We start from the raw sequence: 12350 nt of genomic DNA, 5'->3' as shown, positions 1-12350 counted from the left end.
GCGGTTCGGCACCGGAAAGCGCCCGATTAGTGGGTGCTGGCCTCGTCGGAGACCTCGACGCCACGGGGTCGCCGAATCCCCAGCTCGGCCATCGCGCTTCCAGCCTTCTTCATGAGCCCGAGCAGTTCGGCTTCTGCGTCCGCCTTACCGAAGACCCCCTCGCCCCCGAGCCATCGCCCCAGGTCCGTCGCCAGCTCCCTCGCTGAGGGGTAGCGGGCATCGGGAGACCGTTGAAGCAGCTTGAGCAACGTCAGGCCCAGCCCCTGCGGCAGGTTCGCCGTCAATGCCACCAGGTCCGCTTGCGTGTAGGTCGCCGCGCGCCAGATGGCGTCCCCCACCAGGGGATGACAGTCGGCGAGATGCGCCCGCTTGATGGCACGCCGGACGCGGACCCGCTGACGCCTCGACAAGGAGTCCTTCACCGCATCCGTCACCTCGTCCGGAGCGTCGAGGAGGTTCTTCCCGGTCGCGAGTTCGAGCATCACGACACCGAGCGCGAACAGGTCCGAGCGCGCGTCGACCCGCCCCGTCAGGAGCATTTCCGGAGACGAGTAGAACGCATCCCCCTGCGGTCGGTGCACCGTCGATGAAACGCGGCCCGGCAAGCTCGATAGGGCGAGACCGAAGTCGGCGACCTGCACCCCACCCTTCCAATCAACGAAGAGGGTTCCGAGGTCGATGGCTCGATGCACGATGTTGAGGGGCCGCCCCTGCTCGTCCTTCGCTTCGTGGGCATGCTCCAGCGCCGCGGCAACCTGCGCTCCCAGGTAGAGCACGAACAGCGGAGAGAAGGTGTGCCCACACTCCCCTGCGAGCGCCAGCAGCTCCCGCACCGAATGCCCGGACGGGTGCTCCGTGATGACGTACGAAGCCCCTTCCGCCTTGTGCAGTCCGTGGACACGAAGGATCGCCGGGTGGTCGAGGAACATCGCGAGGCGCACCTGCTCTTCGAGCTTCTGCCTCGCCCTCTTGACGCGCCTCACATCCTGGCTCGTATGCGCCGCGACCGCTTTGAGTAGCACCCTCCCCCGTGGATGGTTGCCCTCCAGCGTCCGGCGCCTCGCGACGAACAGGCTCAGCCCGTGATGAGCCTCCCCCAAGCTGTCGCGGAACTCGTACTTGAAGCCGTCCTTCTCGAAGAGGATCGCCCCCCGTGGAACGCCGAACTCGATTGCCGCCATGCGTGTCCCTCCACCTGCGCGAGGCCCGAACGCCACGCGCTGCGGAGACCATGCTACCCATGAGATGGGGTATCGAAGGAAGGCCCTGGTAGGTCCGATGCCGTCCGTCGACGACTCTGGCGAAATCGACCACCTACCCAATACGTCCTGCACGCAGACTCAAGGCCATCGGGCCACGACGATGCCGCCATTCCAGTTCCGCGCTTTCACCCGGCCATCCTTGTAGGCCAACACGGTGCCCTCCACGACGAAGCAGATGGGTTGCTCGTCCTGCCCAGGCAGCTTCACCCGGTCATACCGAACGACGAGCGCGGGTCCATCCGCCCGGCCCATCTTGTCGGACAGGTAGTAAGCCTTCCCATAGAAGCGAGTCCCGACAGGCGCGACCTCCCTCTGCCGATCCTCGTCCATGCCCTTCGGGACGACGCCCACCACATCCCCCCCTGCGGTAAACCAGACCTTGTCGTCGACCCCGTGTCGGTCATCGAGGACAAGCGAGAATCGCTCACCGTAGGTCCAGCGGAGGTTCTCCAGCATCGCTTGTTCGGCACCAGCAGGACAGGTGAACGACTCAGGCCGTATCTGGGCACCAGGGCAACCCGCCGCCAGCGCCGCGACGAGCGACAACGACGCGCACTCAGCGGCAGCAACGAACTTCTTCGACATGCGGGCTGCGCGGCCCTGGGTTGGCGACTCGGCCGGCGGGGTCTTCACGGTTGAACCTTCCTTCTGTGCAGCGACAAGAGCCAGCCCCGGGGTATCCAAAGAAAAGGGGCCCGAGAGTGACATAGCAGGGGGGCCCATCCTGGGCGGCGAAGAATCTGGAGCGGTGGGAGCACGAGGCACCGAAGCAACGTCCAGCCCCATTGGGGGTTCGCGCTTCGCGGCCGGATAACGCCACAAGGCAACGCCCACGACGAGAGCCACGGCACCGACTATCGCGACGCCCCACCTCCCAGCCCTGCGAGAGCTAGCAGTAAGGCCGCCTTGCCACTTGCGGGGGGTGTACTCCGGAGGCAACGAATCGGCAGTTCCCTCATGCACGGCAAGAGCGAGCTGACGCTGCTCCGAGGGCGCATGTGCCGGAACGTCGTAGCCAGGAACCGGGTCGTCGCGGAGTTCCGCCAGTTCTCGCCGAAGCGATTCGGTATCAACCGGACGCCGCGACGGGCACCTCGACAGAATGCCCTCGACGAGTTCGCTCAGCGCCTCGGGGATACGCGCATTCACCAGCCGAGGAGCCGGGGGCGCATAGCGAGGGTCGTTCAGGTCGAAGCGCGCGTGAAGCTCCATCGGGCGAGGGTCGGTCAGCAGTTCGTGCAGCATGACTCCGACCGCGAAGATTTCATCGGCGACCTGAAAGGCATATCGGGCCCGATGCTCGTCCTTGTGCTCTTGCAGGAACTTGAACTGCTCAGGCGCACGGTAGCGGTCGGTGCCTGGGGGAAGCCCACCGTCCGTCAGCTCTTCGGCGAGTGTGTAGGTCGCGCAACTGAAGTCGATGATGACGGGCTCGCCGTCGCTCTTCCGGACGAGGACGTTGGACAGCTTCAAGTCCCGATGCAGGACGCCCCGGCCGTGCATGTACGACAGGGCGCCGACGACCTTCTCGAAGACACGGATGATCTCGCGAAATGTTGGATGCTTGCGCTCAGCCCACTCCGCGAGCGTCCAGCCGTCCACGTAGTCGAGCGCAAGGTAGACGTTGCCAGTCAACGTGTAGCCATACCCTTGAGGACGGACAACGTTGCGGTGCTCCAGCATCAGCAACGCCGTCAACTCCCTCAATGTCCGGGCATGGGTTTGCTTGGAATCACCACTGGCCTCGCGATGCCGGGCCACCTTGAGCGCCGCACTCTTGCCGTTCTTCTCGCCCAGGAAGACGAATGCAAACCCTCCACTTCCAAGCTCCCTTGAAACTTGCCATCCATCGACAACCGTTTCGAGGGGAGTCATCGAACCTCCCCTGCACCCGCCTTGGGAAAGCGAACGTTCGGAATCACGAGGTGCCGGCCGCCATCGCCCCGCACCTCTACTGTGAATACGAGACTCGCTTTCGGCTCCAGCAGATCAACGACCGCAAGAACGCGCCTCTCCGCACCGGGGAGAATCGCACCTTTCTTGGCTGAAACTAGTCGTGCCCGAAGAGGCATACCCGCACGACCGACAAACGCGGCCTCTCGCGGCGTCCATGCCGGTCGACCTGCCTCATTCCTGATGGTCACATCAACCAGTGCCCAGCCATTACCCTTGTAGGAGAAGGTCAAGCTTGAGGAGAGCCCCTGAGCCTCGTCGGCAACGTCCTTGACCTTCGAAGCAGTCACGCCGCTGTCGTCCACGAAGCCAAGCAATACGAAGTCTTCCGGTCTCGGCGCTGGCATGGGCGTGTCCGGATGACAGGGCGAGTTCAACGACTCGGGCCGCTGCGCATCAATGCGCGAGTCCACTTCCGCTGGGTCGGTCACGAGGACGAAAGCGGCCCGTGCTGGCGAGCTACCATCGGCGAAGAAGACGCCCATCTCCTGCCGCTCATCGCCCCGGAGGTCGGCAAGGGGCTGGACGATGACGGACCGCTCCCCCACGTCCAGAACACGGAGCCGTGTCTCGTCGAAGGTCAGGGAGTTCTTCTGGATGGGCGCGGAGAAGAGGATCACCGTCGAGGTGTCCCCCGCGACACGAATAACGGGAGGGGCCTCGGAGGAAGAGCGAGCGACGGTCACGGAGCGCTCCCGCCGGACTCGTCCCTTGGGAATTGGCTCAGCCGCAGCAGCAACCCCCGACACGAGCACGAGAGAGAGCGCCAATCTGAAAGGTTGGAGCAACGGTGCGTGACCTCCCAAATGGGGAGACTACCACCGCGGACGTGCGCGCAGTCGGTCTCTTTCCTACAGCCGAAGCGCCTCTTCATGTGGTTGTCGGCACACCTTGGAGCCTAGAGATGCCACAGGCCAACGGCACCCGAACAGCCCTGGAGGCACGACCAACAGCAGGTCCGTCATTCGGGCCGACGTCCTGAGTAGACCGGTTCGGAAACGAGGCTTGGTCCGATGAGCCACGAAACCGAGCACACGGTGCGAACCAAAGACGACCTGGCCCCCTCCCCTCGTTGCCGCCACCGGGGCTCCGTGCCTAAGTCCCGTGTCGGGCGGCTGTGGTGAGTACGCAGTTCACGGCGTTGCGAGGTCCCAGACCAACCGCGCCGATGCCGCAGCCGCCCACTCTTAGTCAGAGAGCCTCGCAACGGCGAACCCGGCCCCGAGCCCGAGCACCAGGGCCACGGCAACGACGGTGAAGGACACGTCCCCGGCCTGTTCGCGTAGGGATTTGTTCTCGGCCCGGAGCCGCTCAATCTCGGCGGCGGTCCGCACACAGAGACTCTCGGACAGCCAGCAGCCGCCCTCGACCTCGACGGCTGCCGTCCCTCCATCCGGAAAGAGCTGAGCGCGCTCCACGCCGATGACCTCGGAGCCCGCCGCAGGAGTCGCGACGAGCACCACCAGCACGAGCGCGCCGAGATTCACTTGTCGCCCCGCTTGTCGAGCTGCTCAAGCACGGCAAGCGCCGCGGCCTTGCCCGCGACCTGGCCGGCGGCAATCTCGCCCGCGTGCTCCGCGCTCTCAATCGCGGCGTCCCCGAAGAGAAGCCGCTTGATGAGCGTGAAGCCACCCGCCGCCGTCAGGGCCACCTTCACGGCGGTCAGCATCAGGGACAGGGAGAACGGCGCCCCAGCGGCGAGCGCGTTCGCCACGGCCCCCGCGAGCGAGACGCCCAGCACCAGCAGCGCGCCGCCCCGGTCCGTGTTGAAGAACGGAACGAACGACCCGCCGAACCGTCGCAGGAGGTAGACGAGCAGCACCACCACCAGTGACGCGACGAGCGCGTAGTTCTGGCCCGTCACCGCGTCGAGAAGCATCTGGGCGAACACCTCGAACTGCTCGGGGTTCGGACCGACCATGCCCACGTCAACCATGTTTCCTCCGAGTTAGAAGTCGAGCCGATTCAGTTCGGCCGCGAGCTTCGGGTTTGCGGCACGCCACTGCGGCGACTTGCGCTCTTCGTCGAGCCGAGCCCACACAGCGGCGACCGAGCTGCTCTCCACCAGCGTGCGAAGGGGCGTGAGCTGAAGCGCGCTCACGTAGCCCGGCCACTGGACGTGCGGCGCGTCGCCGAACCTGCCGCCCCAGACGAGTCCCGCCTTCGTCGCTTCCTCGCCGAGCACGCAGTACGCTGGCAGGCGCCAATCGGGTTGGACTCCCGGCCGCGCGTCGCCGTCGCAGACGAAGTCGAAGGCGAGCCCGTAGTTGTGAGCGGACAGACCCGCCGCAGACGCCTTGCCGCCCTTGCCCGCGAGGAACAGGCGCCGCAGCTCGGCCTGCTCTTCGAGGCTCCGGAAGCCGTAGGTCGCGACGTAGTTCACGCCCCGGGCCTCGCACCGCGCCACGAGCTGAAGGGCGACCGACACGAGCGGCAGGTAGACGCGGTCAAGGTCGACCCGCTTGAAGTTGGCCCGGGTCATCTGGAATCCCCCGACACGACCTGGGCCCTGCGAAGAAGCTCCAGCTCCACCGTCTGCCGGACCTGGACGGGAAGACCGACGGCGAACTCGTCGCGCCAACGCCGCAAGGCGCCCAGCTCCACCGCGAGGGCATTGATGCGCTCGTCCTGACGGGCGACCTTCTCGACGAGCGAGCGAATCTCTCCGACGAGGGACTTCGCGGCCCAGGTGAGGACACCGACTCCCGCCGTTCCGAGCAGGGAGCCGACTACGAGCTGTAGGGACTGGGTCTCTTCTACGGTCACAGCATCACCAGGGTGCGAGAGTACCCTTGGTAAATGCGTGCGAATATTGAAGATGGCCCGGCGTCGCGAATACCGCACAATAGGAACCGACCACCCGCTCCCACTCACTGACCAGCAAAGCACAACACTGCAACCAGAAAACATGAACCCAATCAAGCCCACCCAAGAAATAGGCACCACCACCAATTACTCACGCAACACAATCCAGAGCATCACCTCCACATGGGACACACGCGATTGGGAGAACAAAGCCCCCAAACTCTCTACCGGCACCCTTGACGATACCGCTCGAAGTCTTTTTGTTTCCGAGGTTCAGAAATATCTCCAAAAAGGCCAAATCGGCCGCGCATACAATTGGGCCTTACTTGCGCTACACCTCTCCCAGGGCGAAATACTTGAGCACGCAAAATTCACAGACTCATTCAGACCATCCAAACACCCACCCCACGCCCTGCCAAAGCTCTCCTCCCTCCTCCAAAGACTCTCAAACTCCATCTCCATCTTACTCCCCAGCACACCCACCTCAACAAAACTCGACTCCATAGCAAACTACACCAAAGTCATCGCCGACACACAGACAGACAAGCACCACCTTTTGCAAGCCTTGAAGTCCCCAAGCCGTCCAGCACTTTCCATCCTAACGCTTGTCGAGTACCAATTCAGCGGCCTCCACAGTCGAGCGACTTGGTATTCCTCTCCAACTCTACCAACGGGACTAAAGGATTTAACTCTAGAAGAGAGTGCATCAGCAGCATCTTTCGCCCTTGACACACTCAACAAAAGCACACCACTAAGTTTCAATCAATTCAAACCATTCACCCACATCGAAGACTCCCCTGAGAAGGCAGAGGGAATCCTATTGAGCGCACACCGCCTTCGCGAACTCAAAGAGATGGAGGCGTCCATCTTTCGTCTCAACTACAGGTTCACCAAAACCGCCAAAAACACATACATCCACACTGCCGAGTCCGACAGAATAGGCATGTCAGTCGCCCTGGGATACATCAAGAACCAGTGGATGACGGCCATAAAAAATGCCCCTGCCGACTATTCCGAGGCAGCATCGCTCAAAGACACATTCAAGCTATGGTTCGAAAAATTCGGCAACCAAATCGTCCAGGTCACATCGGACAAAATCCCCAGAATACGGCTTGCAATTCCGGTCGATCACGTCAAGCACCTAGGCGAACTCATTCTCTCGAAACGCAGATTCTTTCGTGAGGAGATGCACGGCATACACAACGCCTGCTACGAGCTCGGAACAAATTTTTCCGACATGGAGGCGCTTAAAGTCACGCCGGACCTCTCCTTGTTCGACATTCTCGCAATCTCAAGACTGCTCCGACTTGTATTCTTTGCACGTTTACAGAAATTGATCGAACTACGAGATAGCAACATCGTCGCAATGTGGAACTCCTCCCTGCTTGGCATCCCCGACACAAGCCTAGTCGAAATAATCACCGCCGCAGGATTCTCACCGCAGCAAGCAGAATCCTACATCGAAATATTCACGTGGAATCCCCAAAACAGCGAGCAACTCGTAGACCTCCAGTATCGACCATTCATCCGCTTCGGCAAAACAATTGCAATTCCGCTGGCAATCCACCTAACCTCGAACATCTTCCGAAATCCACTAATAACAGAGAACAAGAGGTTCTATGCCGACGGAGCAGACGACCCCATATCTCATTACCTCGAAGAGGCTCTTCGCACAAAGACACCTCTGACGGCACTAAACGTAAAATACCGCCACAAAAAAAAGGAAGGAGATATCGATGTCCTTGCAGTGCTGGATGGAAAGCTCTACATCTTTGAGTGCAAGAACACGATTCTTCCGACCAGCACAACCGAGCAGCAGACCACCCTCGGAAGAATACAGAAAGGTGTCGAGCAACTCGATCGCTTCCTTGCGCTATGGAAGGACAAGGAATTCCGCACAACCATAAGCCAAAAAACAGGCTACAACCTCAATCAGATAGACGAGGTCAGGACGGCCATAGTCTTGGGCAATCGCATCTTTTCAGGCGCATCCTTCGGCAAGCACCCTGTTCGTCACAATCGCGAACTGGAGAATATTATCAAACACGGAAAGACAACCTCGTGGCCACCTGACGGCCCTCCCCAAGAGATCAATCAATGGAAAGGGGACACCTTCTCCAGTCATGACCTAGACGACTACCTGTCAGACGACAGCAAACTATATGGCCAACTATGGCGCAGCTTCGAAGCCCTGGACAAGCCACTACCTTTTTCCAACACACTTGTCCTAAGGCGAGACTTTGTCCTAATTCAGGAGAAGTTCCTCGCTGAACTTGGCATCAGCCAGACGCCCACCAGCCCATCCCCCTCGGTGCCGCCTGCCATCTAGCTACGTGGCTTGAGGTTGTGGGCAAGCAGCCCGTTCACCACATAGGTCTTCGCAAAGCGCACCGAAATCTGCATTACGTCGCCGGCCGCCGTGGGCTCGACTCTCACCACGCGGCCCGGCGCGAAGCCTTCAATCATCTCGCCAGCTCGCAGCGCATCCGTGCGAGTCCATCCGCGCTCCACGGTGCGCCAGCGGTGGTCGGGCGTCACCACCAATACCCGGCCATCCTCCATGAAGAGCTTTGAGCGCGGCGCCTTGTGGCGCCTGACGTGCACGACTTCGAACACGCCCCCGTCCTTCTCGTGCTCGTGCATGGTGAGCACCCGCATGCCGGGGCGAAGCATCCCAGCAGGCAGCTCGGCGCCGTTGCTGAGCATCACCAGCTCCCAGGGCGCCACGCACGTTCCATGGTCGCGTCCCCCGTCGTCGCCTCCGCTTGATGGTGTCGAGGCCGGACCCGTCGCGCTGCGAGCCATGTTGGTGTTGTAGGCGTACGGAGGGAAGAACCACCGCTCCGCACTGAAGCCGCTCGCGTTGTGGATGCGGACCTTGAGGTAGAGCAGCTTGTTCGAGAGTGAGTCGCGCAGGCGATTGAAGCGGTCGCCATACATGAATGAGAACCCCGCGCTCACCGCGTTACTGGCGTCGTCGTCCTGCACTCCGTTCTGATACTTCCGGTCCGGCAGGGGGACAGCGGTGCCGTAGAGCCACTGGGGCACGTTGTTGTCCCCATACGCCCAATAGAAGCCCACCTCCATGAAGCGCAGCGCGTCCAGGTTGTCGCCCTGAGCCTGCGGCTGAATCGAGGCCCTGTAGTGCGCCCAGGTGAAGTTCGCCGCGCCACCACTGCCCCCAACGAGCGCGTTGCCCTCAACCACCTGAATGTTGAGACGCTCGATGTTCGGCACTCCGTCGTTGTTGCCCCGGTAGTAGACGCGACTCCCTGTGTCCGCGAGTGCTTGGACGGACCGGAAGAACCCATCGCTCAGGTAGTAGCGCCCCACCTGTACGTTGTTCGAGGCGACCTTCAGCGTCGTCCCCACGTTGTCCAGCTTCGCGCCCGCCGTCGGCATGCCGTTGGCGTCCTCCGCGTAGTTCGACGTCTTCAACGTGTTCGCGGCCAACAGGTCGAAGGTGACCATCTTCCGGAGCGAGACAGCGTCGAAGTTGAGCCGCTTGCCCACGTCGGCCGGCATGACTTCCGTCTCCCAGAAGAGCTGAAGCCCCGTGCATCCAGCCGGGCACGTCCCCATCAGCGTCACGCGCCGATAGGACGTCCCCACCGTCCCCAGTTCCACGGCCGACGTCTGCCCCGCGTAGGTGCCGCTCGCGTCCTCCCAGAGCAGATAGAGCGTGCCCATGCCACCCACGGTGGCCGACGACGCCTTGACGTAGACCTCCGCGAAGAACTGGTCCCCGGGCGAGCACTTGAGCCGGCCACCGGGAGCCGAAGAGCCGTAGCCGCCCGTCCAGTTCAGCCCCACCCAGCTCCCGGCGCTCGCCAGCTCCACCCGCCGCACCCACCGCCCCGAGCGCGCGTTGACCGGGTCCTCGACGAGCTTGTCGCCCTCGGGGAGCTTGCCCACCGCGCGCAGGCCCGCGTCGTTGTACCCGTTGGGGATGAGGTTGTCGGTCGGCGGGTGCAGGAGGTGCTGGTAGCTGACTGCGGAGTCGCTCAGCGACGCACCTTCGAGCTTCTTCGGGGCGACTTCGAACTGAGGGGACGCATTGCCGCGGTTACCGAACCTGTCCCGAGGAACGACGCGCACGAAGTAGGCCGTCCCCGGCATCAGGTCCGCCACACCAAAGGACGTCGTGTCGAAGGTGCCGCGCAACGTGGAGCTGCTCGGCGAGAAGCCGCTCGTCGTCGAGACGTGCAGTTCGTAGGACGCCACGGCAGGGCCACTCAGGGCCGGCTTGAGCGATACGCTGAAGCCGTTGACCACGGGCGACACCGTCACGTTGAGCGGGTCCAGCGGCGGGAGCGTGTGGGCCGGCTCACTCAGCCCGGGGCGCGCGTCCATCTCCAGCCACACAGAGACACCGAAGGAAGGTTTGCCTCGCGTGGTGAGCGTGGTCCGTGCGTCGCCTTCCGCCGTGAAGGCATGCCGGAAGCCCGTCACAGCCAGGTTCTGGTCATCCGAGTAATGCACGCCGTTCGCACGGAATTGGTAGAAGTCCCCCAGTTCCACCGGCAGGAAGAAGTCGGCTTCAACCTCCTGGTCCGCGAGCGGCTCTTTCAAGTCGGACAGCGCCGCTTCCGCCATCTTCCTCGCTTCGGCCTCGCGGTCGATGTTGCTCGACGCGTCCTCGGCAAGCTGGATGAAGCGCGTGCCATAAGTGGTCTGACTAGCGGCGTCCTCGACGATGACGCTCTTGCGCTTGGGCTGCCCCGTGACGTCCACATCCCCCGCGTCCGAGTAAATGACTTCGACCTTGTTACGCACCTGCGCCACGTTGATGGTGAGCTTCGAGACGTCGCGGTAGTCGCTGGGGCCGAAGGTCCACGCGAGCATGGGACTCACGCGCTGGGGCTCGCTGAGCGTCAGGACGAAGCTCCCGCTCGCCTCTCGCCAGCGGTAACGCACCTCCCAGCCAATCTGTTGGGCCAAGTCGCGGAGCGCGTCCAGCACGCTCGCCTTCTTCTGGGCGTACTTCCGAATCTTCCAGCCGGGGGCGACGGGCGTGTGCAGCAGGACACCCGTCCCGTTGTCGGCGAGAATGCTCTGCATCGCGACTTCCAACGCGACACCTGCCACGTCGTCCCCGTAGGGCCGTTCAATCTCAATGAACGTGTCCTGGAGCCGGCCCCCGAGGTCCCTTCCACGGAAGACGAGCGGATCGCTCCCGAAGTCCACCTCGTCGATGTGGCCATGGAACAGCATGCGCCACTCGCCCGCGCTCGGCGCCATGTCCACCGGAGACACCGCAGCTTCGACGATGAACTCGCGACCTGGCCGGATGAGCGGCGCGTTGCTGGCGTTCAGCTTCGAGTCGGCCCGGAGCGGCGACAGGCTCATTAGGTCCACCTGCCGCTTGAGCGTCACCGTCGCGGCGGAGACGGGCTGGTCAACGTCCTCGTCGACCTCCACCGCGTCGAGGAAGTCGCGCCCTTCGAGCTGACTCAAGTCCACCCACGCACCTGCCCCGCCACGGACCTTCACCCGGACATGGGACGCATGCCCCGCCGGATTCGTGAGGACCGCGAGCCCCTGAGACGACACACCACGCATGCTGACTAGACCTCCCGCAGAGTGAATTCGAGCCGCTCGCCGACGACGCGCGTCCCGTTGTGGCTGAACTCGACGAACTCGCCGTCGCGCACCTCCCCGAGCACCTTCGCTTCAGTGGCCAGGAAGCTCCCGCTCGCCACGAGGAACGGAAGAGCGCTCCAGGCGCGCGCGGCGTGCCACGCGACGAGGTGAGGCACCCACGCGTCGGGCACCTCGAAGGGCAGCCCCACCACGTCGTCGAAGCTCACCGCGTTGGTGGCGCCCGTCACCGCGAGCGCACCGGAGACGACCGACAGGCCCCTGGCATTCGTCGAAGGCACGCCCTGCACCCACCGCTTGCCGTCGCTCCTGTTGATGACCTGGAGCCACGCGCCCGCCGAGCTGCTGAAGACGTGGTGCAACGCCGTCCAGCGCGCCCCGAGCTGCATGGACCAGGAAGCGGACGCGCCGACAGCCAGGTTCAACCCACCGCCGAAGCGCGCGCCCTGGAACACGCCCCCCGTAGCGCTCGCATGATTGAGCCCGCGACTGGTGAAGGCGTCACCGTCGAAGGACACCGTGTGCCCGTCCCCAGCAATCAGCCCACGCAGGGCGAGCACCTCGTCGCGCGGCAAGGGGGGCGTTCTGAATTCCCACTCCTGCCGGACGGCGCGCCGCCCCAGGCGATAGGCCCCGCTGAAGGCGCGCGAGTCCGTGCCGATGCTCACCTGCCTACGCCGGCCCTCCACCACGGGCACGGGGATGCCGTTCAGCGCGAGGAAGGTCATC

The 12350-nt window shown here is 63.3% G+C and carries 10 protein-coding genes; 1 reads left to right on the top strand and 9 read right to left on the bottom strand.

Annotated features, from left to right (window positions below; translation table 11 throughout):
- Positions 1 to 26: 26 nt before the first annotated feature.
- The 7 genes from AC6JA9_RS17430 to AC6JA9_RS17400 form a co-directional block, all read right to left on the bottom strand.
- Entirely contained in the window at positions 27 to 1181 is a 1155-nt protein-coding gene (locus AC6JA9_RS17430) for a serine/threonine protein kinase (RefSeq protein ID WP_497960215.1), read from the bottom strand.
- A 159-nt stretch (positions 1182 to 1340) separates the two neighbouring features.
- Positions 1341 to 3137 carry a serine/threonine protein kinase gene (locus AC6JA9_RS17425; protein ID WP_497960214.1) on the bottom strand — a complete coding sequence of 599 codons (1797 nt, stop codon included), beginning with the start codon at positions 3135 to 3137 and terminating at the stop codon, positions 1341 to 1343.
- On the bottom strand, positions 3134 to 4003 hold the full coding sequence (locus tag AC6JA9_RS17420; protein WP_497960212.1) for a DUF2381 family protein: 870 nt from the start codon (positions 4001 to 4003) through the stop codon (positions 3134 to 3136). The genes AC6JA9_RS17425 and AC6JA9_RS17420 overlap by 4 nt, the downstream gene beginning before the upstream one ends.
- 399 nt (positions 4004 to 4402) lie before the next feature.
- Positions 4403 to 4702 (bottom strand): hypothetical protein, encoded by a 300-nt coding sequence (locus AC6JA9_RS17415; protein WP_497960211.1) that lies wholly within the window; start codon positions 4700 to 4702, stop codon positions 4403 to 4405.
- On the bottom strand, positions 4699 to 5151 hold the full coding sequence (locus AC6JA9_RS17410; protein ID WP_497960209.1) for a hypothetical protein: 453 nt from the start codon (positions 5149 to 5151) through the stop codon (positions 4699 to 4701). The genes AC6JA9_RS17415 and AC6JA9_RS17410 overlap by 4 nt, the downstream gene beginning before the upstream one ends.
- A 12-nt stretch (positions 5152 to 5163) precedes the next feature.
- On the bottom strand, positions 5164 to 5697 hold the full coding sequence (locus AC6JA9_RS17405) for a M15 family metallopeptidase (protein WP_497960208.1): 534 nt from the start codon (positions 5695 to 5697) through the stop codon (positions 5164 to 5166).
- Positions 5694 to 5981, bottom strand: a complete 288-nt coding sequence (locus AC6JA9_RS17400) for a hypothetical protein (protein ID WP_497960206.1) — start codon at positions 5979 to 5981, stop codon at positions 5694 to 5696. Before AC6JA9_RS17400 ends, AC6JA9_RS17405 begins: the two co-directional genes overlap by 4 nt.
- Before the next feature lie 142 nt (positions 5982 to 6123).
- On the opposite strand from AC6JA9_RS17400, the gene AC6JA9_RS17395 reads away from it, so the two are divergent.
- Positions 6124 to 8349 carry a hypothetical protein gene (locus tag AC6JA9_RS17395; RefSeq protein ID WP_497960205.1) on the top strand — a complete coding sequence of 742 codons (2226 nt, stop codon included), beginning with the start codon at positions 6124 to 6126 and terminating at the stop codon, positions 8347 to 8349.
- Here AC6JA9_RS17395 and AC6JA9_RS17390 read toward each other — a convergent pair.
- Positions 8346 to 11483, bottom strand: coding sequence for a hypothetical protein (locus AC6JA9_RS17390; RefSeq protein WP_497960708.1), 3138 nt, complete (start codon positions 11481 to 11483; stop codon positions 8346 to 8348). The genes AC6JA9_RS17395 and AC6JA9_RS17390 overlap by 4 nt on opposite strands.
- Before the next feature lie 104 nt (positions 11484 to 11587).
- Positions 11588 to 12349, bottom strand: a complete 762-nt coding sequence (locus AC6JA9_RS17385; protein WP_497960203.1) for a hypothetical protein — start codon at positions 12347 to 12349, stop codon at positions 11588 to 11590.
- Position 12350: the final 1 nt, after the last annotated feature.

This window comes from Myxococcus sp. MH1, assembly GCF_059738865.1.
This window is presented reverse-complemented; position numbering and strand designations above follow the sequence as displayed.

What these genes read in the sequence shown, in the direction of transcription:
- AC6JA9_RS17430 (WP_497960215.1), bottom strand. Translation starts at nt 1,181, where the DNA reads ATGGCGGCAATCGAGTTCGGCGTTCCACGGGGGGCGATCCTCTTCGAG.
- AC6JA9_RS17395 (WP_497960205.1), top strand. Translation starts at nt 6,124, where the DNA reads ATGAACCCAATCAAGCCCACCCAAGAAATAGGCACCACCACCAATTAC.
- AC6JA9_RS17410 (WP_497960209.1), bottom strand. Translation starts at nt 5,151, where the DNA reads ATGGTTGACGTGGGCATGGTCGGTCCGAACCCCGAGCAGTTCGAGGTG.
- AC6JA9_RS17405 (WP_497960208.1), bottom strand. Translation starts at nt 5,697, where the DNA reads ATGACCCGGGCCAACTTCAAGCGGGTCGACCTTGACCGCGTCTACCTG.
- AC6JA9_RS17385 (WP_497960203.1), bottom strand. Translation starts at nt 12,349, where the DNA reads ATGACCTTCCTCGCGCTGAACGGCATCCCCGTGCCCGTGGTGGAGGGC.
- AC6JA9_RS17425 (WP_497960214.1), bottom strand. Translation starts at nt 3,137, where the DNA reads ATGACTCCCCTCGAAACGGTTGTCGATGGATGGCAAGTTTCAAGGGAG.